General features: G+C 69.5%; 25 protein-coding genes and 6 pseudogenes. 18 read left to right on the top strand and 13 right to left on the bottom strand.

Going from position 1 to position 26,934, the window contains the following annotated elements; translation table 11 throughout:
- Window positions 1-155: 155 nt before the first annotated feature.
- Window positions 156-991: pseudogene (locus OG207_RS44210) on the top strand (heavy metal translocating P-type ATPase); the annotation flags it as partial.
- A 132-nt stretch (window positions 992-1,123) separates the two neighbouring features.
- A complete protein-coding gene (locus tag OG207_RS43235) occupies window positions 1,124-1,717 on the top strand; it encodes a cadmium resistance transporter (RefSeq protein WP_329108292.1) in 594 nt (197 codons plus the stop codon).
- A gap of 239 nt (window positions 1,718-1,956) precedes the next feature.
- Here the strand turns inward: OG207_RS43235 and OG207_RS43230 are convergent.
- Window positions 1,957-2,580 (bottom strand): annotated as a pseudogene (locus tag OG207_RS43230) (amino acid--tRNA ligase-related protein); the annotation flags it as partial.
- Between the two features lie 71 nt (window positions 2,581-2,651).
- Here OG207_RS43230 and OG207_RS43225 point away from each other — a divergent pair.
- The 5 genes from OG207_RS43225 to OG207_RS43205 all read left to right on the top strand — a co-directional run bounded on the left by OG207_RS43225 (window position 2,652) and on the right by OG207_RS43205 (window position 6,109).
- Window positions 2,652-3,173: a hypothetical protein gene (locus tag OG207_RS43225; protein WP_329108290.1), complete on the top strand. Its 522-nt coding sequence runs from the start codon at window positions 2,652-2,654 to the stop codon at window positions 3,171-3,173.
- Between the two features lie 783 nt (window positions 3,174-3,956).
- Window positions 3,957-4,181, top strand: a complete 225-nt coding sequence (locus tag OG207_RS43220) for a DUF6480 family protein (protein ID WP_329107164.1) — start codon at window positions 3,957-3,959, stop codon at window positions 4,179-4,181.
- A gap of 103 nt (window positions 4,182-4,284) precedes the next feature.
- Complete coding sequence (locus OG207_RS43215; protein WP_329107161.1) at window positions 4,285-4,716, top strand: NfeD family protein; 432 nt, start codon at window positions 4,285-4,287, stop codon at window positions 4,714-4,716.
- A 2-nt stretch (window positions 4,717-4,718) separates the two neighbouring features.
- Window positions 4,719-5,732, top strand: coding sequence for an SPFH domain-containing protein (locus OG207_RS43210; RefSeq protein ID WP_443072850.1), 1,014 nt, complete (start codon window positions 4,719-4,721; stop codon window positions 5,730-5,732).
- A 206-nt stretch (window positions 5,733-5,938) separates the two neighbouring features.
- Window positions 5,939-6,109 carry a hypothetical protein gene (locus OG207_RS43205; RefSeq protein WP_326747088.1) on the top strand — a complete coding sequence of 57 codons (171 nt, stop codon included), beginning with the start codon at window positions 5,939-5,941 and terminating at the stop codon, window positions 6,107-6,109.
- Window positions 6,110-6,538: 429 nt separating this feature from the next.
- Here the strand turns inward: OG207_RS43205 and OG207_RS43200 are convergent, their stop codons facing one another.
- Together OG207_RS43200 and OG207_RS43195 are read right to left on the bottom strand one after the other, a co-directional pair.
- The gene (locus tag OG207_RS43200) at window positions 6,539-6,976 is read right to left on the bottom strand and encodes an ATP-binding protein (RefSeq protein ID WP_329107156.1); all 438 of its coding nucleotides are present in this window, start codon (window positions 6,974-6,976) and stop codon (window positions 6,539-6,541) included.
- Between the two features lie 276 nt (window positions 6,977-7,252).
- On the bottom strand, window positions 7,253-7,477 hold the full coding sequence (locus OG207_RS43195; RefSeq protein ID WP_329108288.1) for a sigma-70 family RNA polymerase sigma factor: 225 nt from the start codon (window positions 7,475-7,477) through the stop codon (window positions 7,253-7,255).
- A 143-nt stretch (window positions 7,478-7,620) separates the two neighbouring features.
- Between OG207_RS43195 and OG207_RS43190 the strand changes: the two are divergent.
- The 3 genes and pseudogenes from OG207_RS43190 to ppk2 form a co-directional block, all read left to right on the top strand.
- Window positions 7,621-8,013: pseudogene (locus tag OG207_RS43190) on the top strand (YihY/virulence factor BrkB family protein); the annotation flags it as partial.
- A 115-nt stretch (window positions 8,014-8,128) separates the two neighbouring features.
- Window positions 8,129-8,473, top strand: a pseudogene (locus OG207_RS44205) (helix-turn-helix domain-containing protein); the annotation flags it as partial.
- On the top strand, window positions 8,368-9,831 hold the full coding sequence (gene ppk2 / locus OG207_RS43180; RefSeq protein WP_443072849.1) for a polyphosphate kinase 2: 1,464 nt from the start codon (window positions 8,368-8,370) through the stop codon (window positions 9,829-9,831). The pseudogene OG207_RS44205 and the gene ppk2, both read left to right, overlap by 106 nt.
- Window positions 9,832-11,090: 1,259 nt before the next feature.
- Here ppk2 and OG207_RS43175 read toward each other — a convergent pair.
- Together OG207_RS43175 and OG207_RS43170 are read right to left on the bottom strand one after the other, a co-directional pair.
- Window positions 11,091-11,690 (bottom strand): hypothetical protein, encoded by a 600-nt coding sequence (locus OG207_RS43175; RefSeq protein WP_329107154.1) that lies wholly within the window; start codon window positions 11,688-11,690, stop codon window positions 11,091-11,093.
- A gap of 672 nt (window positions 11,691-12,362) precedes the next feature.
- Window positions 12,363-12,790, bottom strand: a pseudogene (locus tag OG207_RS43170) (SRPBCC family protein); the annotation flags it as partial.
- Between the two features lie 312 nt (window positions 12,791-13,102).
- Between OG207_RS43170 and OG207_RS43165 the strand changes: the two are divergent.
- On the top strand, window positions 13,103-13,501 hold the full coding sequence (locus tag OG207_RS43165) for an STAS domain-containing protein (protein ID WP_329108284.1): 399 nt from the start codon (window positions 13,103-13,105) through the stop codon (window positions 13,499-13,501).
- Here the strand turns inward: OG207_RS43165 and OG207_RS43160 are convergent.
- A complete protein-coding gene (locus OG207_RS43160; RefSeq protein ID WP_329107152.1) occupies window positions 13,498-13,998 on the bottom strand; it encodes a hypothetical protein in 501 nt (166 codons plus the stop codon). The two genes, OG207_RS43165 and OG207_RS43160, sit on opposite strands and share 4 nt — an antisense overlap.
- 449 nt (window positions 13,999-14,447) lie before the next feature.
- On the opposite strand from OG207_RS43160, the gene OG207_RS43155 reads away from it, so the two are divergent.
- A complete protein-coding gene (locus OG207_RS43155; protein WP_327732882.1) occupies window positions 14,448-14,744 on the top strand; it encodes a DUF2188 domain-containing protein in 297 nt (98 codons plus the stop codon).
- Window positions 14,745-15,424: 680 nt separating this feature from the next.
- Here the strand turns inward: OG207_RS43155 and OG207_RS43150 are convergent.
- Window positions 15,425-15,583 (bottom strand): annotated as a pseudogene (locus OG207_RS43150) (DUF2267 domain-containing protein); the annotation flags it as partial.
- A gap of 107 nt (window positions 15,584-15,690) precedes the next feature.
- The gene (locus OG207_RS43145; RefSeq protein ID WP_329108282.1) at window positions 15,691-16,074 is read right to left on the bottom strand and encodes an Hsp20/alpha crystallin family protein; all 384 of its coding nucleotides are present in this window, start codon (window positions 16,072-16,074) and stop codon (window positions 15,691-15,693) included.
- A 179-nt stretch (window positions 16,075-16,253) separates the two neighbouring features.
- Here OG207_RS43145 and OG207_RS43140 point away from each other — a divergent pair, with 179 nt between their 5' ends.
- Complete coding sequence (locus OG207_RS43140) at window positions 16,254-16,922, top strand: HSP18 transcriptional regulator (RefSeq protein WP_329107150.1); 669 nt, start codon at window positions 16,254-16,256, stop codon at window positions 16,920-16,922.
- Between the two features lie 258 nt (window positions 16,923-17,180).
- Here OG207_RS43140 and OG207_RS43135 read toward each other — a convergent pair whose 3' ends face one another.
- Window positions 17,181-17,378, bottom strand: a complete 198-nt coding sequence (locus OG207_RS43135) for a hypothetical protein (RefSeq protein ID WP_329107148.1) — start codon at window positions 17,376-17,378, stop codon at window positions 17,181-17,183.
- Between the two features lie 34 nt (window positions 17,379-17,412).
- On the opposite strand from OG207_RS43135, the gene OG207_RS44200 reads away from it, so the two are divergent.
- Together OG207_RS44200 and OG207_RS43130 are read left to right on the top strand one after the other, a co-directional pair.
- On the top strand, window positions 17,413-17,577 hold the full coding sequence (locus OG207_RS44200; RefSeq protein WP_443072848.1) for an HNH endonuclease: 165 nt from the start codon (window positions 17,413-17,415) through the stop codon (window positions 17,575-17,577).
- Between the two features lie 698 nt (window positions 17,578-18,275).
- Window positions 18,276-19,544 (top strand): hypothetical protein, encoded by a 1,269-nt coding sequence (locus tag OG207_RS43130; RefSeq protein ID WP_329107146.1) that lies wholly within the window; start codon window positions 18,276-18,278, stop codon window positions 19,542-19,544.
- A 185-nt stretch (window positions 19,545-19,729) separates the two neighbouring features.
- On the opposite strand, the gene OG207_RS43125 is transcribed toward OG207_RS43130, so the two are convergent.
- The 3 genes from OG207_RS43125 to OG207_RS43115 are packed head-to-tail and all read right to left on the bottom strand — an operon-like array spanning window position 19,730 to window position 21,946.
- Window positions 19,730-20,419 carry a LysE family translocator gene (locus OG207_RS43125; RefSeq protein WP_329107145.1) on the bottom strand — a complete coding sequence of 230 codons (690 nt, stop codon included), beginning with the start codon at window positions 20,417-20,419 and terminating at the stop codon, window positions 19,730-19,732.
- Complete coding sequence (locus OG207_RS43120; RefSeq protein WP_329107144.1) at window positions 20,416-20,934, bottom strand: DUF885 family protein; 519 nt, start codon at window positions 20,932-20,934, stop codon at window positions 20,416-20,418. Before OG207_RS43120 ends, OG207_RS43125 begins: the two co-directional genes overlap by 4 nt.
- Window positions 20,861-21,946, bottom strand: coding sequence for a hypothetical protein (locus OG207_RS43115; RefSeq protein ID WP_329107142.1), 1,086 nt, complete (start codon window positions 21,944-21,946; stop codon window positions 20,861-20,863). The genes OG207_RS43120 and OG207_RS43115 overlap by 74 nt, the downstream gene beginning before the upstream one ends.
- Before the next feature lie 180 nt (window positions 21,947-22,126).
- Between OG207_RS43115 and yczR the strand changes: the two genes are divergently transcribed.
- Window positions 22,127-23,407 (top strand): aminotransferase-like domain-containing protein, encoded by a 1,281-nt coding sequence (gene yczR, locus OG207_RS43110; protein WP_329107141.1) that lies wholly within the window; start codon window positions 22,127-22,129, stop codon window positions 23,405-23,407.
- 27 nt (window positions 23,408-23,434) lie between these two features.
- Window positions 23,435-23,602 carry a hypothetical protein gene (locus OG207_RS43105; RefSeq protein ID WP_329107139.1) on the top strand — a complete coding sequence of 56 codons (168 nt, stop codon included), beginning with the start codon at window positions 23,435-23,437 and terminating at the stop codon, window positions 23,600-23,602.
- Window positions 23,603-24,294: 692 nt separating this feature from the next.
- Here OG207_RS43105 and OG207_RS43100 read toward each other — a convergent pair.
- On the bottom strand, window positions 24,295-24,756 hold the full coding sequence (locus OG207_RS43100) for a YidB family protein (protein ID WP_443072847.1): 462 nt from the start codon (window positions 24,754-24,756) through the stop codon (window positions 24,295-24,297).
- 432 nt (window positions 24,757-25,188) lie between these two features.
- Between OG207_RS43100 and OG207_RS43095 the strand changes: the two genes are divergently transcribed.
- Window positions 25,189-26,907, top strand: a complete 1,719-nt coding sequence (locus tag OG207_RS43095) for an amidohydrolase (RefSeq protein WP_329107137.1) — start codon at window positions 25,189-25,191, stop codon at window positions 26,905-26,907.
- Window positions 26,908-26,934 lie beyond the last annotated feature (27 nt).

Genomic DNA, 26,934 nt, shown 5'->3' with positions numbered 1-26,934 from the left:
CACTTTCCCGGCTGGCAGTGGCTCGCGCTGATCCTGGCCACCCCGGTGGTCGCGTGGGGTGCGTGGCCGTTCCACCGGGCCGCGGGCCTGAATCTGCGACACGGCTCGGCGACGATGGACACCCTGGTTTCCCTTGGCGTGCTGGCCGCCTACCTGTGGAGCGCGCGAGCGAGCACCCCATCGCCGCCGCCATCGCCACTGCCGCGCGGGAACGGCTCGGCGCCCTGCCGCCGGTCACCGGCTTCGCCAACACCCAGGGCCGGGGAGTAACCGGGCAGGTCGAGGGCCACACCGTGCTCGCGGGACGCGCCTCCTGGCTGGACGGTCAATTGCTGCCACTGCCCGCCGAGCTCGCCCGGGCACGCGACACAGCGGAGGCTACGGGCCGCACGGTCGTCTTCGCAGCCTGGGACGACCAGGTACGCGCCGCCCTCGTGGTCGCCGACACCGTCAAGGCAACCAGCGCCCAGGCGATCGCCGACCTCAAACAGCTCGGACTCACACCGGTCCTGCTGACCGGCGACAACACCGCCGCAGCCCGCGCCGTGGCCGCCGAGGTCGGAATCGACCAGGTCATCGCCGAAGTCCACCCCGAGGACAAGGTCGCCGAAGTCCGGCGACTGCATGAGCAGGGCCACGTGGTGGCCATGGTCGGCGACGGCGTCAACGACGCGGCTGTTCTGGCCCAGGCAGACCTCGGCCTCGCCATGGGCACCGGCACCGATGCCGCGATCGCCGCCTCCGACCTGACCCTGGTCCGGGGAGACCTGCGGGCCGCGGGCGACGCGATCCGACTGGCCCGCCGCACCCTTCGTACGATCAAGGCCAACCTGTTCTGGGCCTTCGCCTACAACATCGCCGCCCTGCCGCTGGCCGTTCTCGGCATGCTCAACCCCATGATCGCCGGGCCGCGATGGCCTCCTCGTCCGTGTTCGTCGTCTCCAACAGCCTGCGGCTACGGCGCTTCCAGCCCCTGCACCGGACCGACTGACGTCAAGGCGGGACCACCAGCCGGTTCGCGAGAACGAACTCCGATCGCTGGTCAGGGCGACTGTGGCTCTCGTCCCGGCCCGAGTAGGGTCATGCTTCTTGTCGTACGAGTAAAGCGGGATGGTTCGCGAACCTGGGCATCATCGGGCAGGCAGCAGGACTGTTCGCCGTCACCAACATCGACGACATCCTGATCCTGGCGCTGTTCTTCGCCCAGGGCGCCGGGCACCGCGGCTCCACCCGCAAAATCGTGCCCGGCCAGTACCTCGGCTTCACCGCGATCCTGGCCGTAGCCGTGGCCGCCGCGTTCGGCGCCACGTTCCTGCCCGAGTCGGCCATCCCCTACCTCGGTCTCCTCCCTCTCGCCTTGGGCCTGAAGGCCGCCTGGCAAGCATGGAAACACCGCAATGAAAACGGAGACGACGAGGGCGAAGCCCCACAGGGCGGGCCGACCGCCCTGGCGGTTGCCGCCGTGACCTTCGCCAATGGTGGCGACAACATCGGCGTCTACGTCCCCGTGTTCGCCACCGCCGGCATCGGCGGGATGAGCGTGTACGCCGCGGTGTTCCTGGTCCTCGTCGCCGTCTGGTGCTTCGCCGGCAAGTTCTTCGCCACTCGCCCCGTCATCGCCAAGGCCCTCGCCCGCTGGGGGCACATCCTGCTCCCCGTAGTCCTGATCGCCATCGGCCTTCTCATCCTCATCGAAGGCGGAGCATTCGGACTCTGAGCCGACTCTGTCCACGCTCGGGCCAGCCGGAGGTGCGGCATGGAACGCCTCCCAGGGGCGCGAGCCGCCCGCCGCCTCAGGCACTTGCCCCCCCGGGGGCCGTCTGGCCCTGCGCGACCATTGGGACGAGAACCCCGCCGACTCGTGGATCCCCTGCCTGGGGCACACCCGGTACTGAGCGAGCCCCCTCTGCCCCACCGCCAAGCCGGCGGTGGGGCAGAGGTGGGTCTACCGCTTGCTCAGGGGGTGAGGCGGTTCGGCCCCCTGAACAGGAACGCGGCTTCGCGGATCGAGTCCAGGCCGAGCATGACCATCAGGATCCGGCCCAGGCCGGCGCCGAGGCCGCCGTGGGGCGGGCACCCGAAGCGGAAGATGTTCATGTAGTCCTGCATCGGCTCGGTGTTCATGCTCTTCTCCTCTGCCTGCTTGAGCAGCACGTCGGAGCGGTGCTCACGCTGGGCTCCGGTGGTGATCTCCAGGCCCTTCCAGAGCAGGTCGAAGCTGAGCGTCAGGTCCGGACGGTCCGCCGGACGCATGTGATAGAAGGGCCGGATGCTGGCCGGGTAGTGCGTGATGAACACGAACTCGTGACCGGTCTGCTGCTTCATGTGCGCGGCGATTCGACGCTCGCCGTCCGGGTCCAGGTCCTCCTTCACCCCCTCGGGGTCCCAACCGCCGGCCCGCAGGACCTCCTGCACCTCGGCCATCGTGATCCGCGGGAACGGCGTCTCCGGCACCGTCACCTCGACCCCGAACACCTCCCGGATTCGCTCCCCATGCACCTCGGCCACCTTGGCGACGGCCTGCGCCAGCATCCGCTCCTCGAAGGCCATCACGTCCTCGACGCCCTCGATCCACGACAGCCACGAGCCTTCGCCGAGCCGCGTCTTCGGCCACCACCGAACCTCTCGCCGACGTCCGCCCGAGCCCCCGCCTGTCGCAGGTCGGCGCAACCTGGCCGCTGAACGGACGCGTCATCGGCATCGTCACCGGGCCCGCGACCGACGTGTCGGGTGTGCATCAGGTCCGCGAGGCGGTCCTGGACGCCGGCCTGGTGCCCCTGATCATCGCCCCGGCCGGCGGGGTACTGGGCACGGGCGGTGACCCGGTCGCCGTTCAGCGCACCTTCGCCACCGCCCGCTCCGTCGAGTTCGACGCCCTGGTCTTCGCAGGCGTCCCGGGAGCAGGAGCTGACGCTTACGGAGCCCGTGACGCCAAGGCCGGGGCACCTGGCCCCGCCGTCAGCGATCCGCGGGTCCTGACGCTGCTCACCGAGGCCTATCGGCACGGCAAGGCCCTCGCTGGCTGGGACGGCGCCGAAGCGCTCTTCGAGGCCGCCGGCATCTCAGTGGGCGAACCCGGCGTCATCATCGCCGACGGCGCACAGGCACTCCCTCAGCTCCTGGAAGTACTCGCAGCCCACCGGGTCTGGGAACGCTTCCCCGCCGTAACCTGACTCCTCCCGGCACCTCCCCCGGACGGCGCCTGCAACGTCAGCGAGCCTCGGGACCATCAAGGGTCCGAGGCTCGCCCTGCGCGTCGGCCCACCAGCCGGTGCCGCCCGTGCACGCCGACGCTACGGAGGCTGTGGTTCCGTACGAGCCCTCCTCCGACATGAGTGCAGAGGGCGGACACGGCATGCAGCTCGCCCTGATCGTCGCGGTGCACCTGTGGCCTCACCGGGCCGCAGGCTCCCGAGGCCCATTGGTGCCGTCGCCGAGAGTGTCCAGACGGTCCTTGACGAAGTGCGTTCCGGCGTCCCACTGAGCCTTCAGGTTCCGTCGGCGCCGAGCGGAGGAGCGAGCCGACGCGGCCGGAGGCGTAGAGATCCTCCTCGCCGCGGACGAGGGGCGATGATCGTTCCGGCCACGACCCCGCCCGTTGCCCCATCCGGCGAAACCGGTGGCCACGGAGGCTTGCATGCCTGGCTACGTGGCGTGCAACCGGTACAAGCTCTGCTTCCTGCCGTCCTCACCAGATTGAGCTGGCGCGTTCGGCGCGAAGCTAGCATTTCGAGCCGCCAGGTAAGAGGTCTGCTGGGCTCCGGCGGCCGCGCCGTCGACCGACGCGGATAATGGAAGCGGGTACCTGCCCGGGCCCCTGCTATCACGAGCCCGCCCCGCCCCGGAGTCTGTCGAGCGCCACCACGGGCGAGGCGGCACGCGGCGGGTAGGTGCCGGGCGACCGGGCCGACGTTTCGGCCCGTGCCGATCGCGGCCTTCGCAAGAGGGAGGCAGACATGTCCGCACCCGTTCCAGGCCCAGACCCGAACAAGGCGTCTCAGCATCATGGCGGGGTACCCCCCGGGGAAACCCCGCCCGGCGAGTCCAGCACCGGTGCTGGCGCGGGCCCCTACCGCCCTTTGACTCGCGGCTGGGGCAAGGGCCCCCTCGTGGTGATCTGCCTGGTGGCCCTGTCCTGCGCCCTCTTCTTCCTCGCATACGCCATCATGCTGAACATCTGAGCGACATGGACGCGCTCTCGCGGTGGGTCATTCCCTGCCGAACGGAGCGGAACGCGTCCGCAGCATCCCCCTGGTCGGTTTTTCGTGAGGGAGGAGGGCGGGCGTGGAGCCGTGGTTGATGTGGCTGATCGCCGCAGCGGTGCTGGCCATCGCAGAGGTGTTCACTCTCACTGCCGCATTGGGGTTGCTCGCTGCAGCTGCGTCGATCACCGCCGCATCCGCCGCGCTCGGCCTCCCTCTGCCGTGGCAGTTCTTGGTGTTCGCCCTCGTCGCAACACTCAGCCTGCTCTTCGTACGCCCCCTCGCAGTGCGACGCCTCTCACCGCGCCAGGAGGCACGGTTCGGCGTGGACGCTCTGGTGGGGAAGCCTGCCTACGTGGTCAGTGAGGTATCGGCCCAGGGCGGCAGGGTCCGAATCGGAGGCGAGGAGTGGACCGCTCGGGCCTACGACGAGACGCTGGTGATCCCTCCGGGAACGACCGCCGAAGTCGTGGAGATCAGCGGCAGCACCGCATTCATCTACCCCCGGGAGTGACCATGGAAGCCTGGGTCGTCGCCGGCGTCATAGTCGCGGTCTTCGCAGTCTTCACCGTGGTGCGGGCCGTGCGCATCGTGCCTCAGGCGCGCGCCCGCAACGTGGAACGGCTCGGCCGTTACCACCGCACGCTGACACCTGGCCTCAATGTGGTCATCCCCTACGTCGACCGCGTGTATCCCGTGATCGACCTGCGGGAGCAGGTCGTCTCCTTCAAGCCCCAACCGGTCATCACCGAGGACAACCTCGTGGTCGAGATCGATACCGTCCTCTACTTCCAGGTAACCGACCCGCGGGCTGCCGCCTACGAGATCGCGAACTACCTCCAAGCGGTCGAACAACTCACCGTCACCACCCTGCGCAACGTCGTGGGATCGATGGACCTGGAGAAGACCCTCACCTCTCGCGACACCATCAACAGCCAACTCCGCGGTGTGCTGGACGACGCCACGGGCAAATGGGGGTTGCGGGTCAACCGAGTGGAGATCAAAGCCGTCGACCCGCCACAGTCGATCAAGGACGCGATGGAGAAGCAGATGCGAGCGGAGCGGGACAAACGGGCCGCGATCTTGGGAGCTGAAGGACAACGACAGTCGCAGATCCTCACCGCCGAAGGAGACAAACAGTCGGCCGTACTGCGCGCCGAGGGAGAGCGCACGGCCGAGATCCTCCGGGCCGAGGGCCAGTCCCGTGCCATCGACGAAGTGTTCCAGGCCGTGCACCGCAACGACCCCGACCCCAAGCTGCTGGCCTACCAGTACCTTCAGGCACTGCCGCAGCTGGCCCAAGGACCAGGCAGCACCTTCTGGATCATCCCCGGCGAGGTCACCTCCGCGCTCCAAGCCATCAGCCGCGCCTTCAACGATGTACTCCCTCCATCACAGGCCACGCACCCCATGCCCACGGAGGACAGGGCGAACCAGGCCGCCGACGACGCCGCCAAAGCAGCGGAAGCCGCCGCCCAAGCCCTCGCGGACGCGGCCGAAGCCGATCCCTCTTCCTCAGCGCCCCCGTAGGCGTGCCGCATCCCCCGGCCATCGCGCATCACGGCTGCCCCGGAGTCGGGACATTTCATGCGCGTTCGAAAGCCTGGTGGAAGCGCCGCCCCGGGGGGCTGGTGACCGCCTTCCCGCGCACTCGCGACCAGGGCGCCGCCTGGTCAGCGTGGTCGCCACCGAACAGGACGGCTTCGCCCTGCGCCGACGCTCAAGGTCTGTCTGGGATGGCACGAGAGCGCGCCCCTGACAGCGAATCACTGGCCGCCGTCACCCGCCTCCTGCCGCAGACCTCCTACAAGCCCGTGCCCGACACCTCCCACGCGGCCGAGGCCGGCCCGCGCGGAGGCCGGATCGACCTCCTCTGCCTGCTCCCCAACTCTCCTCCGCCGACCTGACGGAAGCTCAGGTGCAGGTCCGCAGGCTCGTCGAAGCCGGCACCTCCGCGAGCGCGATCCACGACATGCAGGCCCAGTCCCGCGACTTGATCGCAGCACTGGAGGAGACCCATGCACAACGCGACGAACTGGAACGCCTCAACGAGAAACTGACCGAGACGAATGACAGCGTCATGGCCCTCCACCCAGAGCTGACGGTCGAGCACAAGGACGTCGTGGAGCGCTACAGCCAGGAACAAGAACTCGCCCTGACCCTCCAGCACCCTTCCTTCTCGCGACCCTGCCCCAGTCCCCCCGGCGTCGAGCTCGCCGTACGCTACCTGCCCGCCGTCACCACGACCGAGATCGGCGGCGACTTCCCGGCGCCGGCGCCCTGCGTCCGACGGGGGCGGCCGAACAGCCCGAGAGAGGTAGAGGTTCTGCCAGGCCCTACGCCAGTCGGGAGGCCGCGATCTCGGCCCACACGGCCTTCCCGGCCTCGTAGGTGTGGGTGCCCCAGCAATCGGACAGGCGCTCCACGATGAACAGACCGCGGCTCCCCGGGACTCCTCGTTGCGGCGCCCGGCTGGGGACCGGAAGGGTCGTCATGCCGTCGTGCACTTCGATACGCAGGGACGTTGCATCTGCGGTCAGGACGAGTTCGCGGCAGCCGTGTGCGTGAAGTGACGCGTTGGTCAGCAGTTCGGACACGACGAGCAGGGTGTCCTCAGAGGTCTCGGTCTCGGCCCAGCCCCAGTCCCGCAAAGCCCGACGCGTGAAATCGCGGCCCTTGGCCACCAGCCCGGGGACGCCCGCCAGGGCGAGCCTGCGGCGCTGTCTCCCTGAAGGAGGGCCGACGGTCATCGGGCCGCCCGCCTCCGGTTCCATCGTCTCCACTGTGGCGCCACCCCCGCGTTCGCCCGCCGCTTCGGCTCCCGGCCGCCGGCCGGTACCGCGGTTGGCGCCCGTGGGCCGGGTCGGCCGCGTATTGCCGGATGGTGCGAGAGGCCTCAGCACGGTCGTGACAGTGTAGGCGACCCGACCGGCAGCGTCGCCTGGTGAACCCGGTGCGTGAGGGTGGGGAACTCCATCCGATCTGATCGGCGTTTGCTCGATCTCGGACGGTGGCGCTGTGCTTCCCGGTATTGGCGTCATGGCTCGCCCCTACACCGTGAGCATGCCCGCGCGCAGCCGGGCGAGAGTGCGGGACAGAAGGCGGGACACCTGCATCTGCGAAATGCCCAGTTCGGCGCCGATCTCGGCCTGGGTCCTCTCCTGACCGAAGCGCATCTGCAGGATCAGCCGGTCACGCTGGTCCAGTTGCTGCAGCAGGGGTGCGAGAGTGTGGAAGTCCTCGAAGAGTTCCATGGCGGGATCGTCCTCGCCCATGATCTCCGCCAGGGGTCGGGTGGCCCGACTGTTCGGGGAAGCCGTGTCGCCCTCCCCGGCAGCGGAGTCGAGAGAGCCGCTCGTGTACCCGGTCGCGGCGACCGGCCCGTCGATGACTTGTTCATCGGTCAGTTCGAGGTTAGTCCGTGTGGACGATCGCAAAGTGGCCGATCCTGGTCCTGCTCGTCACGACCATGATCGCGATCCTGTACTGGGCCGCGCCGAACGCCAAGGGTCGCGGCTTCAAGTGGGTCACCCCCGGGAGTTTCCTGGCGGTGGTGATCTGGATGATCGCGTCCGCCGGCTTCGCGTTCTACGTCGCGAACTTCGGCTCGTACAACAAGACGTACGGCACCCTCGCCGGGGTGATCATCTTCCTGGTGTGGCTGTGGATCACCAACCTGGCCATTCTTCTGGGCCTGGAATTCGACGCCGAGTTGGTCCGCCAGCGCGCGATCGCCGGCGGAATGCCCAAGGACGAGGAGCCCTACGTCGAGCCCCGGGACACGCATACTGACTTCAGCTCGTCGGGGTGAATCTGTGTGAAGTCGCTGACGGGTGTGGGCGGGTGGCTGTATCCGTGGGTGTGTGGGATATGCGGATGGGGGCGGGCTGACTTCGACGGGGCGCCGGCGTCGGGAGTCAGTACGGATGCAGGCGGCGGAACTGTTTGAACAGCAGATCAAGCCGTCGGAGGCTGCGGGGCGGCTGCGGGTGAGTGTGAAGTCGGCCTACCAGTGGCACCAGCTGTGGCGGGATGATGGTGTCCAGGCCCTGGCCTCTCGTGGTCCGAGCGGGTCACGTTGCCGTCTGTCTCCGCGGTCTCTGGAGAAGCTGGCCGCGTATCTGGAGGAAGGGCCGGCCGCGCACGGTTGGGTGGAGGACCAGGTGTGGACTGCCTCGAGGGTGGCCACGCTGATCGGCCGGAAGTTCCACATCACCTACAGCGTCTCGGGGGCCACGCGCTTGATGCACCGGCTGGGCTTCAGTCCGCAGGTCCCCGCCCGGCGGGTTGCCGAACGCGACGAGCAGGCCGTCGCCGTGTGGAAGGAGGCGACCTGGGCGGAGGTAAAAGGGCGAGGGCGGCCTGCGGGGGCTATGTCTGCTTCGAGGACGAGGCCGGCTTCACCCGCAGGCCGCCCCGGGGACGGACCTGGGGCCGGCGAGGGATCACCCCGGTCGTGACGGTCAGCGGACGACGCTCGGGCCGGCTCTCGGTGGCCGGCCTGATCGCGATGCGACCAGGCTCGAGGACCCGGCTGTGTCACCGCTTGCGGACCCACCCGGCAGCCAAGGGTGCACGTCGCAGCATGGGCGAGCAGGACTTCATCGCACTCCTCGACGGAGTCCACCAGCTGGTCAAGGCCCCGATCGTGCTGGTCTGGGACCGCCTCAACACCCACGTTTCCCGCAGGATGCAGGGCTTCGTTGCCGAGCGGGAGTGGCTGACCGTGTTCCTGCTGCGCGCCTACTCACTGGACTCCGTCGGCGCTCCGATCCGTACCTGGCGTGAGAACTATCCGTATGAGCACAAGATCCGTCGTACGGAGTACGAGCGGACCAAGCGGATCCTGCAGATCGAGCTGCTGAAACTGCAACGCTGGGTGAAGGAGACCGGGGCGCGGCTGGTGGTGATCTGCGAGGGCCGGGACGCGGCAGGCAAGGGCGGCACGATCCAGCGTTTCACCGAGCGGCTCAACCCTCGCGGGGCCCGGATCATCGCCCTGCCCAGGCCGACCGAGCGCGAGACGGGGCAGTGGTACTTCCAGCGGTACGTCGCCCACCTGCCGGCCGCCGGCGAGATCGTCTTCTTCGACCGCTCCTGGTACAACCGCGCGGGCGTCGAGCAGGTCATGGGGTTCTGCACCCAGGAGCAGTACGAGCTGTTCCTGCGGCAGTGCCCCGCCTTCGAGGCCATGCTCGTGGAGGACGGGATCCTGCTGGTCAAGTTCTGGTTCTGGGTCTCCCGCACCGAACAGCGCACCCGCTTCGCCATCCGCCACGTCGATCCGGTACGGCAGTGGAAACTGTCCCCCACCGACCTCGCCTCCCTGGACCTGTGGGACGCATACACCACCGCGAAGATCGAAATGTTCCGCGCGACCGACACCGACCAAGCCCCGTGGACGGTCGTCAAGAGCAACGACAAACGACGAGGCAGGCTGGAGGCCATGCGGAGCCTGCTGTCGCGCATCGATTACGACCGCAAGGACGAGACGGCGGTAGGCCGGCCCGACACCCTCATCATCGGCGCCGCCGACACCCTCCTCGAACCCGGTGAAGAACCCACCGACCTCTCCCCCACCCCACTGGCCGGACCGCCCGACGGCCCCGGCATGCACCCCCACCCGTAGCGAGCGGACCGCGCCCTCTCAGGGCGCCTCCTCTGCCGCCGCCCGGGTTGCCCAGCCGGCCCGCCAGGGCTGCCCGGCTGCGTGCGTCGAGTGTCGCGGAGACCAATTCCTGCCCGGTGTGCCTCTGGTGTCGACCGTGCCGGCTGAGGAGCCCGGGTGGAGTGGCACGCGCGGGGTGCCCTGGGTCGCGCCAGGTGTGGCGGGTGGGTGACCCGGCGACCGGTACAGCGATGTCAGCGGGCCCGGCCCCTGCCCGACGTCGAGCATGGGCCCGATACCGACCCGCCCCGCCCTCGTCAGGAGCCTTTCCGCGCCGGAACGCGCCCTGCGCCAGAGCTGGCCATGCGTCTGCCCCGCAAAGTCCGCCCGCACCAGCCGGACGCCCCACAGCGTCACGCGGCAAGAGGCCTCACCTTCGTCCGGCTGCCGGAGTGCCGGCCGGGTGATGCAGGAGGAAGAACCTCCTTTCCCGACAACGGCGCTGATCGCGCCGCACGCTTGAGGACCGGAACCGGCCCGGACGCGTACATAGAGGTGTCGTCGTCCGGGAGAGGCTTGCCCACAGGCCCCGAACAGGGACGATGGGCAAGATCACGAAATCGGGGGTCCCACTCCCGGTCACACCTCCGGTGCAACCCCTAATACCCCTCTACGTGCAACCCTGGTACGTCGCCCGTGTTCATGAGCCGGTCGTGTCGTCCGCATCTCGTCGGCCAGCGGGAGACAGCGCGCGAGAGAGTCCGCGCCCGCGGTGGCCTCCGGGAACGGCGGAAGGAGTGTCACCCGCACCTGCGGCCCGTCCTCGTGGTCGTCCTCGGTGCCGATACGGACCAGGCCGGCTTCCGAAGCTGGTGCAGGGCCGTACGCACGAGGACAGCCGGCACCCCCAGGGCCCGGGCCCCAAGAGCCAGCGGGAAAGCGACCGACGGAGCGAGGTACACCCCACGTGGATCAGCGGCGAGATCCACCAGAAGTGCTGCGACCACCTCGCCGTGCGGCACGTCCCGGGCGTGGACCGCCCAGCGACCTGCCCAGCTGTCGAACGGAAACGTTTCCACCTCAGGCCCCTCAGGTAGCACGGCTGCACCAAAAGCACGCCTCACGAATGGTCTCGATCCTCGATCCGTCCCAGGTGATGGGCAACCTCGGAACGACGCAGCCCTGCTGCGGTGAAACGCCTCGTGCACCCAGACCGCGGAGCCAAATCGACCTCGATGATCAAACCGTTCGTCATTGCGCATGTGCGGTCGCCTGACGTCTCAGTGCATAGGGCTCCAGTAGTGGCGGCTGCGCACCACGTATGGGGCCAGGGCGCGGGCGCGCCGCAGCATCCCGTAGAACTGCTGAGCAGGGCGTTGCTGCTCGCCGTGGACGGCGTTGAGGACGATCAGCCCGCAGGTCAGGGCCGGCACGGCCCACTGGGCGTAGGACAGGTGGCGTTCGGCCTGTCCGGTGTCGACGGGGATGTGTTCGGCCTTCTCGGCGTCCTGGGAGTCCGCGGAGGAAGCGAGTTCGATCTTCTTGCCCAGGACCCGGGTGTAGGCGGTGGCGGCCAGTGCGACGCCGGTCAGGACGGTCTTGGCCAAGGTGGAGGCGGCGACGCCCTGCTGGGTGAGCACCCGCGTGGCGTTGGTGGCGAGCAGACCGGTGGAGCCGACGAGATGCACGCCGATCGCGGCGGCGCCCACGGGCGCCCACAACGCCCACCCCGAACTCGCGATCCTGGCACCCTCCTCCCAGTTCTTGCCCTGGGCCTTCGCGGCGCCGTTGAGACCGACAGCGCCCATCAGGGACCCGCCGAACCAGGCGGCCAGCCCCACGTCGTGGAGGCTGCGCAGGACGGTGTTGCGTTCCGACATGGGTGACTCCTAGCGCGCGAAAGTGCCGACAGGCCGCAGGCACTCCCGCCACCGTCACCCCGGGAGCCGGTCCGTGCCAGTGCGGCTGGCCCGAACGGCCCGCGCGCACGATACGCCCGGCTCCCGAGGACGGTTCGCGGATGTCGGAGCTTGTCGCGGCTCACGGAGGTGCCGAACGCCCCGCGGCTACTTGGCCGCAGGCTGTGCCGTGGTCACCGGGGGGGGCGGCCGATCACAGCGCAGGATGGCCCCCACCGCGCGCGGGGCGTAGGTGATGTCGGCGTACACCGGCAGTGCCGCCTGCTGGATTCTGGTGACCGTGCCGCTCCCGCTCGGCGAAGGAGCGAAGACAACACGTTCGTCACCGTGTCCAGCGGGCCAACGAAGTTCCGGCCCCACCCAGTGGTTGCGTCTGTCCGGGGGTGATGGGGTGCCCGAGCGGGGGCAGCAGCGCCAACAGGGAAAGGGCTCCCCGGATCGCCGGGCACACTGTTCGGCCGGCGAAGAGGAAGGATGATCCTGTGTCGCAGGTCGAAGGGTCCGTCGAGGTCGACGTCCCCGTGCGCACCGCGTACAACCAGGTTCCAGGCTCCGGTAGGTGCGAAAGGTGCCGTGGAGGCAGGTGTCCACCGGATGAGGCAGAGCTGTCGTCAGATCGTGCCGCGCCAGGAGCTCCTGGCCGCGCCTTTCGATGTGGTCCTTGAACCGCTTCAGGTCGCCAGTGATCTGCCTCTTGACGAAGCCGAGCTTGTCGCCGACGTTCTCCGCGAAGCCGTCCGGGTCGTAGTCGAGCTGCAGCATCACCTTGATCCTACTGTCGCTGAGGCGGTGGAAGGTGACGCCGCCCGCCTGCTTGACCTCGCCGCCCGGCGTCCTCAACGCGACCCGCTCGTCGAGGATCTGCTCGGTGATCTCCGCCTCGAACTCCTTGGTCACCCCGCCGATCTTCGTGACCCGGTGTGTCATGGCGTCGGTGCGCTGCTCGATGCGCTCCACCCCGTCCATGAAGTGCGGGAACGACTCGCGAACTGCGTCCACTGTCCACGTCCGGAGGGAGCGAAAGCCCAGAGACGGAGAAGCCGGCGGAGCCTCGGTGTGATGCCGCGCCGTCCCGGTGTTGGTGCCACAGCGGACGGACTGCTACCCGCTGCCGCAGGCAGTGACGGGGTCGCTGCTGACGGCAGCGTCGTGTCCCGTCGGCCCTCGCGGTCGTTGTCCCCGGCGACGCGTGCACGACCGTCCCCCACGGAGGCGCGTAGGAGGGGCTCTGTCCCTCGCCCGGCCAGGGCCCCTCCCCCCTCGTCACGCGGCCCCGGCGAGAGCGCGCCTCAGCCGTCCCCGGCAGAAGCCGGGGCACGATGAAGAGCCGCAGAACGGTGCCTGCGGGTGACGGGAGAAGGAATTTGATCAACGTGGGCGTCCAGCGCTGCGGCAACTCGGTCCTGATCAGCGCCGACGGGGAACTCGATGAGGACTCGGGTGGGGTGCTCCTGCAAGCCCTGGACCACGTCACCGCCGATGTGCGGGACCTCCTGGTGGACATGCATGGCGTGACGGCCATGGACACCGACGGCCTGTTCCACCTGCTGGACCTGCACCGGCGCGCGGAGCTCCTGCGCCTGAGAGTGCTGGTCACCGGCTGGCAGCCCCAGCCTCAGCGGTTCATGGCCGAGGCGGCCGGTATCGCGGGGCCCGGCACGGCCACCGGGGAGCGGTACGCGGTGGCGGGCTTTCGCAGACTCCTCGAGGACCGGGCCCAGCGCGCACGCGACCACGCCGACTTCGCCAGCGGCCGGCTGCCCCAGGCTTAACCGTCCCCTGGCGCGGTCCCAGCCGCGCCAGGGGGTGTTGCCAAGCCCGGGCCTCTTGGACGGCGCGGTGGTGTACTGCGGAGTTCCGCAGGTGTCGACGTACTGAGAAGAGCGCTCAGGCGTGTACGGACGTTCAGGCGTACGGCCGACAGCAGGGAGCGGCGTAGCAGCCCGGTCGGCCCGCCGCGGATTCCCTTGGTGCCTGTGGGCGGGTACATGGCGTCGATGAGGTCCAGGAGGCGGCGTGGCTGCGGTTGCCAGTCGTAGGCGAAGAACGCGATACCGCACACGTCGAGCCGACCGAAGAAGGCGATCAGGCCGTCCAGGCCGGTGAGGTCCATGACCGCGAGGTTCCGCAAGTCGCACGCCACCACAGTCGCCTCGTCGGCGCCGATGTACAGCTCATCAAGGGCGGACCCGCTCTCCAGGTCGAGCTCTCCGGCCGGTGCGAGGCACACCGTCGGCCCGTTGCGCCTCAGCATCACACGGAAGAACATGCCGTCCCACCTCGCCGTGATCGGCAGGCTTGTATCGCCCGCTCGCACCGGCGCTCCCGGCCTCGGGGTATGTTCGGAGTTACGGGGTGCGGCCCTGGCCTCCAGGGCCGCGACGGGAGCCGCACCCCGCTAGCACGAGAGGTCCTGCCGGGCGTGCCCGCAGCCAGAGCCAGGTGCCAATCCCTCATGCGAGTGGAGTCGACGCCGCCGACGAACCTCCTCGCTTGCACCGCCGTCGCAGTGGTCAGGACGTGCACTCCAAGTTCTGCGGTGGAAGTTCTCGGCATCAGCCGCCTCCGAGCTGGTGTTGTCAGGAAAGTGGACGGGCATATTCCCTTCAGGCAAGGGCCGTGCGGACGGTGCCCCGCCGCACGGTCCGGCCTGTGTGCGCTCGCGGATAGGCCCTAGAAGCCACCTCTGAGCGCGCCTGATGGGCGAGGAGAAGGACCATGGCAGCGAGAATGACCGTCTACCACGTCTCGCCGTCCGGTGATCGGGCGGCCGCCGCAGGGGTGAAGTGGCAGGTCGAGGGCAGAGAAGGCCGTCGGCTGTTGCACGAACCGCACCGCACCCAGAAGGACGCGATCGACGCAGCCCGCCGACATGCCCAGGAACACGAGCCTGCGCAGGTCATCGTCCACGCCCGCGACGGTCACATCCGCACCGCGTACACCTACGGCGACGCCCCTGGGGCATCCCCCGACGAGCGTGGCCGCAAGGCAGGGGAACCAGGAGGCCTCTACTGAAGCCATCTCTCGCGGCCACCCCACCTGACGCCCACGAAAGAACACACCGCTCCGCGTCGACGGCCTCTTGGCGGGCGCGCTGTTCAGGAAGTGGGGCGCAGCGAGCGCAGTCGGTCGTCGATGTCGAAGCGTTCAGGCGCCGGATGGAAGCCCGCCTTCACTTGCTAGGGGCGCCGCGCCTGGCAAGCTGCGACGGCGCGCAAGTTTTCCATGAGCTTGCTTTGCTGATCGGCGCCTTCCAGCAGGGCGTTCAAATCCTCAGCGAAGAGCGTTCGTCGGTTTCGGCCTAGGCACGCAGGGTCCGCCAGCAGGCTGCCTTGCATCCGAGGGGATGGTCTCGACTCCTCCGGCGGCGGGTCGCCGGAGGGCGGCTGCTCCCCACACCCGGGGAGCACGGTCCCGAGCTGAGCCCAGCGGACCGTCGCAAGGAGATCTGCTCCCCGTGCCTGCGGGGATGTGCCCTGGCTCAAGGTGCTCCCAACGCTCCCTCCCCTCACCGCGGCTGCGGGGACCTGGTCAATGACCACCCACTTTCAAAACCCTGCGAAGGCACTGCAGACACCAGTCGAGGGCATGGAACAACGCTGCGTCCTTGGGCGAGAGACAACCTCAGGACACCTACACTTGAAGACCTTGGATGGTGGAATCGGCGACGCTCTGTAGTCGGTCCCGATGGGCTGGTCGGGAAGCCGCGCGGCGAGCTGCGCCCGCACGCTGCCGACCAGGTGCGCGCCCAGCAGGGCCAGGACGACACGGGCAACACGGTCGGCCTCATGCGGGGTTTCGTACTCGCCGCGCTCCTGGACGTGCGCCAGGAACGACTCCCTGCGCATCGACATCACGCCACCTCCGGAGCAGGTAAGGAGGGAAAGGGGGTGCGGAGGGCGGGGCGCCGGAGGGGGATTCAGCTCTCCCCGCCCTCCGCTGCCGGCTGGTGCGGGAGGGTTCAGCCGGAGATCTGCTTGCGGCCGTCGGCGCTGCCGATGCTGATCTTGCGGGGCTTGGCGCGCTCGGCGATCGGGATCCGCAGGGTCAGGACACCCGCGTCGTAGTCGGCTGCGATGCGCTCGGTGTCGAGGGTGTCGGCCAGCATGATCTGGCGGGAGAAGACACCGAGGGGCCGCTCGGAGAGGTCCACCTGCACACCCTCGGGCCGGTCCGTGGGCCGGCGCTCGGCCTTCACCTTCAGCATGTTCCGCTCGACGTCGATGTCGATCGCCTCGGTGCTCACACCGGGCAGGTCGAAGGCGATCACGTACTCCTCGCCGTCACGGTAGGCGTCCATCGGCATCACCGACGGCTTCGACCAGGTCCCCGACGTACCCGACAGCTGCTAAACGATCCGGTCCATCTCGCGGAACGGGTCGGTGCGCATCAACATCGCGAAACACCTCCAGTTGGTTCAGGCAGAAACTGCCAATGCGCTTCAATGTGCCTCCGTGGAACATGTCATCGAAACGATGACAAGCAAGCAGTCATCTTGAGGATGACAAGAAGACGGAGAGTCTCATGAACGACGCCGCCCCGACGGCCTCAACTGTCTCCTTCACCGCCGCCGCAGCGGCACTGGAGGCCATCAACCAGTCCGTGAAGGACGCGCGGCAGTCCCCTGAGCGAACACCGAAGACGACAGCGCCGCTCGCGGCCGGTTCCGGCCCGCACCCGGCCCTGGCCGCACTGCTGATGCTGCGCGAGGTCCGCGAGGAGCTCGCCGGCTGGGAGAGCGGGCTGATCGATACCGCCCGTGGCGAGGGTGCGAGCTGGGCCGACCTCGCCGGCCCCCTCGGAGTCGCCAGCCGCCAGGCAGCCGAACGCCGCTACCTGCGCCTGCGCCCCGGCGCCGCCGGAAGCGCCGGCGAGGAACGCGTCCAGGCCACCCGCGACACCCGCGCCGCCGACCGCAGCGTGACCGCCTGGGCCCGCGACAACGCCGCAGACCTCCGCCGCCTCGCAGGCCAGATCACCGCCCTCACCGACCTGCCCGCCAGCTCCGAAGACGCGGTCGGCGACCTGAACCTGGCCCTCGCCGACAACGACGCCGCCTGCCTCGTGCGCCCCCTGACCGCCACCCGAACCCACCTGCGGCCCCAGAACGCCGACCTCGCCGAACGCATCGACGCCCTGACCCGGCACACCGACCAGCTCCGCCAGGACACCCACGACCAGCGAAGCATGTGATCCGTCACTCTCCAACCACCGACGTGGCTGACCGACACCCAGCGGGAACAGTTGAAGCCCGTGGCGAGAAGGCTCACTTCGTGCCGGCCCGGCTTTCCCGGCGGCCCTCCTGGTGGCGACCGTTCTGGGCGGGCAACCCGCCTCCGCCCCCGACCGGCACTCCTACGCGCCACCCGCTGATCGCAAACGTACTGCGGCCCCGAACCAGAGCACTGGTTCGGAACCGCAGGAAGGCAAGGCCGGGGGCCGGCCAGGGGGTCAACCGGCGTCGGGGCGCCGGCCGACCAACTGCGTGAGCAGCTCGATGATCTGGACCTGGTTGCGGTCGATCTTCTCGCCGAGGGCTTCGACCTTCTGATCCAGGTTGCCGACCTGGAGTCGCACCGCGGTGAGGTCGGACTTGATGATCCCGAACTCGCGGTCGTGCTTCTCCGCGACCTCCTCGAAACGATCCACTCCCTAGCCGCAGGTGGTGCAGGACGGGTCGGAAATGCCCCCACCCGGAGGCGAGGGCAGCGCCGACGGGACGGACACGGACGGGAACGTGCAACTGCTCTGTCGTCAGTGCCACCGACTCAAGACGCGTGCGAGGACTCTGGGGGCCGCTGGTGCCCCGTTCCGAGGCTGCCGGGCTACCTCGGTGCGACGCCGATGATTGGGGTCAACACGCCGCCAACGGCGGAGAGGTCGTCCACCACATAGCAGACGTTATCGCCGACCCTCCCGGCGATCGGGAGGCCATGGAGGGTCTTGCAGATGTCTCGACCCACGGGGGCTAGTGCGGTTTGATCCAACAACCCGGTTGGTGCGGCGCTGGCGGGTGCAGCCAGGACCCCGAGGAGAGCGGCGGTACCGAGGCAGAGGGCGTTAAGTGCCCGGCTGGTGTTGTTCATGGCCCGCCAACGATCTTCATCCCGTCGGAGTCACGCTGCCGCCCGGCAGCCGCCTGTTTCATAGGTGGGCGCGCGCCGAACACGAGCAGGAGGAGGCGTACCCCGAAGCCGTCGACCAGGCGCACGCAGACTTCGCCGACCTCCAGGACACCGACGACATCCCCCACCCCCGCCGAGTCCGCATCCGGCGGCCGGACGACCCGCTCACCCGCCGGCTCCGGCGCCACTGTCGCGTGCAGAGAGCATGTGTTTTGGCAAGGACGGCCAACCGGACTGCTGGCGGGGGGGGTTCCCGCCACATCGGGGCAATCCCCAGGCGAATATGACTGTCCGTCGCGAGATGGTCACTCAATGCGGGCATGCTGGGGGCGGCGCAATGGTTCCCATGCGAGGAGCCGATGGGCTGAGCCGGACGGATCCGGGTCGGCTGGGTGCCTTGCGCGACAACGAGAGGAGTCCCATGGCCATCGATGAGACGGTCCAGGCCCAGGACGGCGCACCGGAAGGACCTGGGGCCTTCGTCGTGAGCCCCGAAGTCGCGGCGCGGGCGGCGCGGGCGGCGCGGGCACTGAAGGACCTCGAGGCGCTGGGCATCACGGTTGAACCCAGGGCGCACTGGTGGGGGTTCGAGCTCAGGCTCAACCAGGAGGCGGTGGACAAGTACCTGGAACTCAAGGACCACCTCGCGGACGCTCTCGGGGAAATCCTCAAAGAGCCCCTGTCCTCCCTCGTCGCCGTGGCGGCCTTGGCCCAGAAAGTCTGGGTCCAGGCGGTCTCTCGGGGCTACGGCTGCAAGTTGGTTTCACCGTGGTTCTCACCGTTGATGCTCATCCCGGTCGGTTTGGGTCCCGAAGAGGACCTGAACCTCTGGTGGTCGGTGTTCAAGCCCGCCCAGGGCTGGAGCGCGGACGAGCGGTTCCCCGGGCACGAGTCGGGGTCGAACCCGGCCCTGGCCGAGTTCAGCGGGAAGCTCATCTGTGTGCACCGCGGCGGTAGCGACAACCAGCTGTGGTACACCGCTTACGATCCCGACAAGGGCTGGACCCAGGACACCAAGGTCGGCGCGCACGAGACGGCGAACGGACCGGCGCTGGCGGTCTTCGGCGGGAAACTCCACTGCGTCCACCGGGGCAGCAGCGACACCAGTCTGTGGCACACGACGTACGACGGCACTCGGTGGGCCCCCGACGTCAGGCTTCCCGCCCATGAATCGTCCACCGGGCCGGCGCTGGCGGTCTTCGGTGGCAAGCTGCACCTCGTGCACAAGGGAGGCCGTGACAATCGACTGTGGCACGCCACCTACAACGGCTCCTCGTGGTCGGCGGACCGCAGGCTTGGCGCACACGAGAGCCTGGAGGGACCGGCGCTGGCCGTCTACGGCGGAGAGCTGTACGCGATTCACCGGGGCTACGGCTCCAGCGACCAGTGCCTGTGGTGGACCAAGTACCGTACCGGCGGCACGTGGACCCCTGACCAGAGGTTTCCCCGGCCACGAGAGCGGAGCGGGACCGGCCGCGATCGTCTACCGGGACAAGAACGGCACCGAGGACCAGTTGCTGGTTGTCCACCGCGGCTGGAGCAACAATCGGGCGGCCGGCGCCGACACCGCCGAAGACGAAGCACGGATCGCCGCCGAACAAGCGACCACCACCACGCCCGGCACGCCGTAGGAGCGAATCGCACCGAGCGGCAACCCGCTCGGTGTTTCGTGATCGTTCGCGCGGGATGATGTCGGTATGCATGGTGAGGATCGGTTGTTCGAGGTCGAGCCGATCGAGAAGAGGCAGCCGCAGGGCCGTCCGGCGCCGGTGGACAAGCGGTTCGGGGCGTTTGACCCGCACGGCGATCTTCGTAAAGTCGTGCGGCGAGCGATCCCGTCCAGGACGCCCTCACCATCGGCGCCATCCCCTCGGGTCACTCTGGGAAGGCCGGGTCCGGGCACTGTGTTGACGCCCGGCAGTTGCTGTCAGCTGAACATGGCGGCGGCCGCGAGTCCGAGGTAGACGAGGGCGACGAGGTACCGGTCCTGCCTCGGCCCGGCGCTGCGCGGCCGCGCAGCCTTCTCGCGAGTACGCCGGCGGTGGCCGCGTACCCCAGGTCCATGGCCAGCGCGACCGTGAAGGTGATCGCGGCGAGTATCAGCAGTTCCGTACGGGCCTGTGCGCCGTCGGCGTCGTGGCTCACCCACTGTGGCAGGAAGGCCAGGAAGAAGAGCATGACCTTCGGGTTGAGGACATTGACGAGGATCCCTTCGCGGTAGACGCGCCAGAGGCTGCTGGGGACGGGCTGGGCCGAGTTGTCGGGCGAGCCGGCTCCGGTGAGGGAACGGATTCCGAGGTAGAGGAGGTAGGCGGCGCCGAGCAGGGTGAGGGCTTTGAGTGCTGCCGGTTCGGCGGAGACGAGTGCGGCGACTCCGAAGGCGGTGGCGAGGGCGTGTATCAGGGTGCCGGTCTCCACCCCGAGTGCCGAGACCATCCCGGCGCGGGTGCCTTGGGCGATGCTGCGCGTGCAGATGTAGACGAGGTTCGGTCCGGGCAGGCCGACGAGTGCGGCGGATGCGCCCACGAAGAGCAGCAGCTGATGCGGGTCGGAGAGGACGCTCATCGCCGGCCCACTTCGAGCAGGGCCGGAAGCAGGGCCAGTGGTGGCGCGCCGAGGTTGAGCAGCGCGGTGTGGAAGCGGGTGTGGGTGAAGCCGGGCCCCCAGTGCCGGCGGGCTTGGTCACGCAGGTCGAGGATCGCGAACCTTCCCCGGGTGTAGTCGCCTGCCTGGGGGTCGAGCAGGCAGCGCGTGGCCTGCTGTGCGGCGAGTGCCGGGGGTGTGTGTGCCTCTGCTTCGAACCGGGCGGCCGCCTGTGGGTGGGTGAGTTCGCCGGTGTGCAGCCCGATGACGCAAGCCAGGCGTGTCAGGCGCAGCAGTGCGTCGCGGGCGACGGCCGCGGTGTGCCGGGGGTCGCCGTCGCCGAAGCCCGCCTCCAGGGCCATCTCCTCGCAGTAGTGCGCCCAGCCTTCGCTGGTCGCGTAGGACTGCAGGCTGCGGCGCACTTCACTCGGGACGTGGCGCAGGATCCGGCGCTGCGCCAGGTGTCCTGGGGCGACCTCGTGAACGGCGATGTTCAACAGCTGGTGGCGGCTGTACGTCCGCAGCCATGCGTCGCGGTCCGGGGCCGGCCAGTGCTCGGGGGGGACGGCGGACCCGGAACCAGCCGGGACGTTCCGGCTCCTCGGGGGCGGCGGCCGTCATGGTGGCGACCTCGTGGCCCTGTGACTCGGGGAGAAGACCGACTCGGCATGTGAGGGGCTCGCCAGGTATCAGATGGGTTCTGTCGGCCCAGTCCGTGACGGTCTTGACCGCCTCGCGGGTGGCGGCCAGCAGGCCGAAGGCGGTGGGGTGGTCGTCGTCCAGGTGGTGCAGTGTCGTGGCGACGTCCGTGCTGGGGTCGATGCGGTGGCAGGCCTCCTCCAGCAGCTGTGTGAGGCGCTCGCGTTCCGTTTCGGCGCGTACGGCCAGGCTCTCGAGGTCGACCTCGCTGCCTTCGGTGGCCGCCAGCATCCGGGTGAGGCCGTCCTCACCCAGCACCGGTGAGGCGCGTTCGGCCCGGGCCGTTGTCCGCAGGTGGGCTTCGAGGCGTTCGAGCCCTTCAGCGGCCCGCCGTTCTCGGGAGGTCGTCTCCTGTCCGGGGCGGATCAGCTGGTGCCGCAGGCCTTGGACCGCGGGCAGGGCGGCGCGGGCCTGCTCCGCGGGAACCAGGTCGAGCGTGGTCACGGCGGCGGCCACCAGGTCGGGCCAGGCATCGAGATGGTCCCGTCGGGCCCACGCCCGCTCGGCCTCGGGCGCGCAGTCGTTCTCGTAGCCGCTCAGATCCAGGTTGTCGATGTGCAGGTACGGGTCCCGACGGTGCATCTGGAGGTCGCCGAAGCGCAGCGACAGTGCGTACTCGAAGGCCTGGAGCGTCGCCTCGTCGAGCGGATCGTGCGCCAGGGTCGGGGTGTCCGGCCGGTCGGGCTGCGGCGCGGTGGGGTGGGCGGCGAAGGTGATGGCCGACAGTGCGCGGCGTATACCTGCCTCGGAGAGGTCTTGGGGACGGCCGTCGTACTCGTGGCGTCCGGCGTCGTTGCGTGCGGCCGGCACGGACGCGTCGAGGACGACACGGAGGCGGGCCGAGGTAACCGGGGTGCTTGAGGTGACTGGGGTGACTGGAGTGACTGACGGCATCGGGACGTGCTCCTCGGGACGGATAGGGTCAAGTGGTAGGCCCTAGACCAGCCAATCCGGGATGGGGACAGGCCACACGATCCAATGGGGGCCGAAGTGGACCTTTCGCGGAATCCGGAACAGCTGGTGGAGCTGTTGCCGGACGGGTGGGCGGGGAGCGGGGCCCTGTTCCGCGGGCTCGCCGCCGCGCTGCGCCGCCTCGTCGACGAGGGTGATCTGGCGCCAGACGTCCGGCTCCCGTCGGAGCGCGGGCTCGCCGCCGCACTCGCGTTGAGCCGCTCGACCGTTGTGGCCGCCTACGACGAGCTGCGGGCCGACGGCACCCTTGCCAGCAGGCGGGGCAGTGGCACCCGAGTGACCAGACGGGCAGGGAGCGGCCGGCGCTTGGGGCACGAACTGCGTCGGGGGCAGGCCGATTCGGTCTTCGCACGGCTCTCTCAGGGTCCGGGCAGCGTGATCTCCCTGGCGTACGCCGCGGACGCGGGCACACCCGAACTCGTCGAAGCACTGCGCGACGTGGTAGTGCACGACCTCCCTCACCTGCTCTCCGACGCCGGCTACCACCCGCGGGGGCTGTACCCCCTGCGCGAGCAGATCGCCGTGCACCTCAGCAGGCTGGGGCTGCCCACCTCGCCCGACGAGGTGGTGGTGACGACGGGGGCGCACCAGGCCATCGCCCTGACCGCCCAGATGTATCTGCGGCCGGGCAGTACGGTCGTCGTCGAGTCTCCCAGCTGGCCCGGCTGCTTCGACCTGTTCTCCGCGCACGGCGCCCGGACGGTCGGTGTGCCGATCGACGAGGAGGGGATGCTGCCGGCCCTGCTGGCCGCCCCTCTGGCCGAGCACGAGCCGGACCTGTTGTTCGTGATGCCGAGCTTTCACAACCCCACCGGCCGGCTGATGAGCGCCTCCCGGCGCCGCCGCATCGCCGAGCTGGCCCGGCAGCACGATGTGGCCGTCGTGGAGGACCTCGCCTACTCGGGGCGCATCGGCACCCGCGGCAAGCTGCCGCCGCCATTGGGAGCCTTCGCTCCGCGGGGCGGTGAGGTACTGACCATCGGTTCACTGTCGAAGTCGGTGTGGGGCGGGCTGCAGGTGGACTGGCTACGTGCGGAGGAACCCGTCGCAGCGCGGTTCGCCCGTCACAAGGCGCTGGCCGACCTCGGCACCCCCGTCCTCGACCAGGCCGTCGCCGTCCGGCTGCTGCCCCACCTCGCCGAACTCGAGCAGACACAGGCCCGATCCGCCGCCCGCCGGCTGCGCCACCTGACCGGCCTGCTGGAGCAGTCTCTGCCGGATTGGAGGTGGGAGCCTCCCGTCGGGGGGTCGGCCCTGTGGATCGAGCTTCCCGACGCCGATGCCGGCGCGTTCGTATAGGTCGCGCTGCGCCACGAGGTCGAGGTGGTGGCGGGACGGACCACCGACCCCAGCGGCCGCCACGACTCCTTCATCCGCCTCCCCTTCACCTACCCCGCGGACGTCCTGACCGAAGCCGTCCACCGGCTGACCCGGGCCTGGGGCGACTTCCGCCGGCACGGTCCCGTCCCCGAGCAGGGATCCCCGCTGGTCTGAAGCCGTTCACCGGGCGGGCCAGTCACGGTCTCGGCTTACCTGCGGGCGGTCACGGGTGGCCGGCCCGCGCGCAGTGCACCACACTCCGACACGCCGGACCGCATCCCACCAACGAGTGACGAGCCAGCAGGCCGAGCAGTCAGGCCCACACAGACCGGCTCGTTCCACGACGAGGGCCACCGGATCCGTTCACAAGCCATACCGGTACATGTACCCCTCCGCTCGGCCGCCGGCCCCCGGGATACAAATAGACCTCTCCCCTCGGCTATCGCGAGGTACGACACCGACCGGACCGCTGACCGGTCATCACCGGCCGGTCTCTCCTGCCTGCTTGGGGCGGCCCGGTGGTACTGCTGCCCCCAGAGCGCTCTGGGCACCGGGCCTCACCCACGCACGCCATATCGGCACGGGCTGCACCTGGCCCCAATGCCAGGCCCGTGATCACAACGGCGATCTTCATAAAGTCCCGCGGCGAGAGATCCCGTCCAGGGCATCCTCACCATCGCCGCCATCCCTCGGGTCACTCCAAGGGCCCTCGCCCCCACCGCCAGGGGGCATCTGAATGCCGGGTGTCGGTGGTTTCGGCGATCGACCGCACCGCCCGGGGCGCGTTGGCCCGGGCGATGCGGTCGATCATTCGCGCGGCGACCGGGTCTCCCGGACGTGCCTTCGTCCCCAAACCGGTCTCCGGCCTACACCGGGGGTACGGCGTCGAACATCATCGTCACGGTGCCGGTGTAGTCGCCCGGCGTAAAGTCCGTCCCGCTCGCGGTGATGCGCAGCGGGGCCCTGTAGTTGACATTCGACTCGGTTTCCCCGACCACCATCTGGGGTGTCTGATTCAGTACAACGTTGTTGACCTTGGCTTGGACGAGTCCGGCACTGCCGTCAGGGGATGCCATGTCGATCAGTTGGGGGAGGGCGAGGGCGATGTCCGCGGCGAGGTCGCCAGGGTCGCGTCCGAGGGATTCGGCGGTCCGGGCGAGTTCGTCCTTCCCGACGGCCTGAGTGATCTGTTCGGCGGTCACCGGCTCGTTGGGCCCGGAGTCGACCCAGGACCGCAACTGCGCTTCCAGGCCGGCGTCCGCGACGCCCTTCACGGAGATCGACAGGGTGGTCGGCGCCGGAGTGCCGTCGTTCACGGGATCGGTCATGAAGGCATCCTTTCCCCCCGCCCGACCCCCTAAAAGATCGCTTCCTGCCGACTCCGGCCGAACCCGGTGCGCGGTCACCCGCGGCGACCACGAGCCAGGTTCAGTGTGGCGCGCCCGGAGCTCATTGCCACTGTGCGAGGGCCGGGTCGACCTGGAGATCGGGACCATCGAGTACGTCGACCCGGAGACCAGGGTCGAGGAGCTGATCACGCTGAGGTTGTCGGCCGGCATCAGGGCCGGGCTGGTCCGGGACCCGATGTGCTACCGCCACACCGATGACCTCGGAGACGGCTACCTTCCCCCCTCCGCGGGCCCGGTTCCTCGACCGCGCTGCCCCGTTCCAGTGAAGTCCGGCCGTCCTCGGCGAAGTTTGCCCACGTCGCTTCTAAGCTCTGGGCGCTTTCACCATCCTTCTACCGAACGGGATACAGCATGGCTGAGCAGGCCGACTTCATCCTCCACGGCGGCGACATCGTCACACTCGCAGAGCGCGGCGACGAACGGGGCGAGGCGGTGGCCGTCAAGGACGGCACCATCGTCTTCGTCGGCTCCGAGAAGGAGGTGCTGGAACGCTGGCGCGGCCCGCATACCGTCGTGCGGGACCTCGGGGGCCGTGCCCTGCTGCCCGGGTTCATCGACGCGCACGGGCACCTCGGCGGCATCGGCCTGCAGGCCGTCATCGCCAACCTGCTCGCCGACCCGGACGGCGACGTCACCGACCTCGCCTCTCTGAAGGACAAGCTGCGCTCCTGGGCTGCGGGACCGGTGGGTGCGGACTCCGATTGGATCATCGGCTTCGGGTACGACGACGCGATGCTCGCCGAGCGCCGGCACCCCACCCGCGACGACCTCGACGAGGTGTCCACGGACCGCCCGGTGCTCGCCATCCACCAGTCCTTCCACCTCGGCGCGGTGAACAGCATCGGCCTGAAGCGGCTCGGCTACTCGGCCGCCACACCCGACCCCGAGGGCGGGGTGATCCGGCGGCGCGAACTCGCCGTCCCGCCCTCGTACGGCGAGCCCGACGGCGTGCTGGAGGAGAAGGCGTTCACCCCGGCCTCGGACCTGGCGCTCGTGGGGCTCCCGGAACGGGAGCTGCTGATGCTGTTCGCAACGGGCGCGGCCAAGGCGGCGAGCTTCGGCTTCACCACCGTGCAGGAGGGCGGCACCACCCTCGCCAACCTCAAGGCGCTGCGTGACACGGCCGCCGCCGTGCTGCTCCCGGTCGACGTGGTCGCGTACGTGAAGGCCGATGAGGCAACCGCGTCCACGCTCGACGACCCGATCGGGGTGAGTGACGAGTACGTGGACGGCGTCCGCGCGGCCGGCGTGAAGCTGGTCCTGGACGGCTCGCCGCAGGGGCGCACCGCGTGGCTCACCGAGCCGTACCTGACGCCGCCGCCCGGACAGCCCGAGGACTACTGCGGGTACCCGGCGGTGCCGGACGACGCGGTGGTGGCCAAGCAGATCGCTACGGCGGTCGAGCGGGATTGGCAGGTCCTGGCGCACGTCAACGGCGACGCGGCGATCGACCAGTTCCTCAAGGCGGTCGAGGCCGCCGGGCCGGGCCGGCGGCCGACCGTGGCGATCCACGCGCAGACTGCCCGCAAGGACCAGGTCGACGCATTCGCCCGGCTGGGAATCCTGCCGTCCTTCTTCTCGATGCACACCTACTACTGGGGCGACTGGTACCGCGAGACCGTCCTCGGCAAGAAGCGGGCGGAGAGCATCTCCCCCGCCCGCTGGGCACTCGACAAGGGCCTGCGCTACACCTCGCACCACGATGCCCCGGTGGCGCTGCCGAACTCGATCGCCGTGCTGTCCAGCCAGGTGACCCGCCGCACCCGCAGCGGCCACGTCCTCGGCCCCGACCAGCAAGTCTCCGCCCTGGACGCGGTCCGCGCGATCACCATCAACGCCGCCCACCAGTACGGCGAGCAGGACCGCAAGGGCAGTATCGAGGTCGGCAAGCTCGCGGACCTGGTCATCCTCAGCGCGAACCCGTTGACGGTCGACCCCGAACAGATCCGCGACATCAAGGTGATCGAGACCATCAAGGCCGGCACCACCGTCCACCCGCCCGCACCCACCGACCAGGCCTCCGGAACCCCCTCGACCGCACCCACCCCGCAGTGGGGCTGCTCCTGCTGAACCGGCGCGCCCCTGCCCCACCACGCC

The organism is Streptomyces sp. NBC_01439 (assembly GCF_036227605.1).
GTDB lineage: Bacteria > Actinomycetota > Actinomycetes > Streptomycetales > Streptomycetaceae > Streptomyces.
The sequence above is the reverse complement of the archived record's forward strand: the minus strand, read 5'-3'. Positions and strand labels throughout refer to the sequence as shown.

Bases quoted from the DNA above. Each gene is read 5' to 3' on its own strand.
- OG207_RS43220 (WP_329107164.1), top strand. From the start codon at position 3,957: ATGTCCGCACCCGTTCCAGGCCCAGACCCGAACAAGGCGTCTCAGCAT.
- OG207_RS43210 (WP_443072850.1), top strand. From the start codon at position 4,719: ATGGAAGCCTGGGTCGTCGCCGGCGTCATAGTCGCGGTCTTCGCAGTC.
- OG207_RS43205 (WP_326747088.1), top strand. From the start codon at position 5,939: ATGGCACGAGAGCGCGCCCCTGACAGCGAATCACTGGCCGCCGTCACC.
- OG207_RS43200 (WP_329107156.1), bottom strand. From the start codon at position 6,976: ATGGAACCGGAGGCGGGCGGCCCGATGACCGTCGGCCCTCCTTCAGGG.
- OG207_RS43195 (WP_329108288.1), bottom strand. From the start codon at position 7,477: ATGGGCGAGGACGATCCCGCCATGGAACTCTTCGAGGACTTCCACACT.
- OG207_RS43175 (WP_329107154.1), bottom strand. From the start codon at position 11,690: ATGTCGGAACGCAACACCGTCCTGCGCAGCCTCCACGACGTGGGGCTG.
- OG207_RS43160 (WP_329107152.1), bottom strand. From the start codon at position 13,998: ATGTTCTTCCGTGTGATGCTGAGGCGCAACGGGCCGACGGTGTGCCTC.
- OG207_RS43155 (WP_327732882.1), top strand. From the start codon at position 14,448: ATGGCAGCGAGAATGACCGTCTACCACGTCTCGCCGTCCGGTGATCGG.
- OG207_RS43140 (WP_329107150.1), top strand. From the start codon at position 16,254: ATGAACGACGCCGCCCCGACGGCCTCAACTGTCTCCTTCACCGCCGCC.
- OG207_RS44200 (WP_443072848.1), top strand. From the start codon at position 17,413: ATGCCCCCACCCGGAGGCGAGGGCAGCGCCGACGGGACGGACACGGAC.
- OG207_RS43130 (WP_329107146.1), top strand. From the start codon at position 18,276: ATGGCCATCGATGAGACGGTCCAGGCCCAGGACGGCGCACCGGAAGGA.
- OG207_RS43125 (WP_329107145.1), bottom strand. From the start codon at position 20,419: ATGAGCGTCCTCTCCGACCCGCATCAGCTGCTGCTCTTCGTGGGCGCA.
- OG207_RS43100 (WP_443072847.1), bottom strand. From the start codon at position 24,756: ATGACCGATCCCGTGAACGACGGCACTCCGGCGCCGACCACCCTGTCG.
- OG207_RS43095 (WP_329107137.1), top strand. From the start codon at position 25,189: ATGGCTGAGCAGGCCGACTTCATCCTCCACGGCGGCGACATCGTCACA.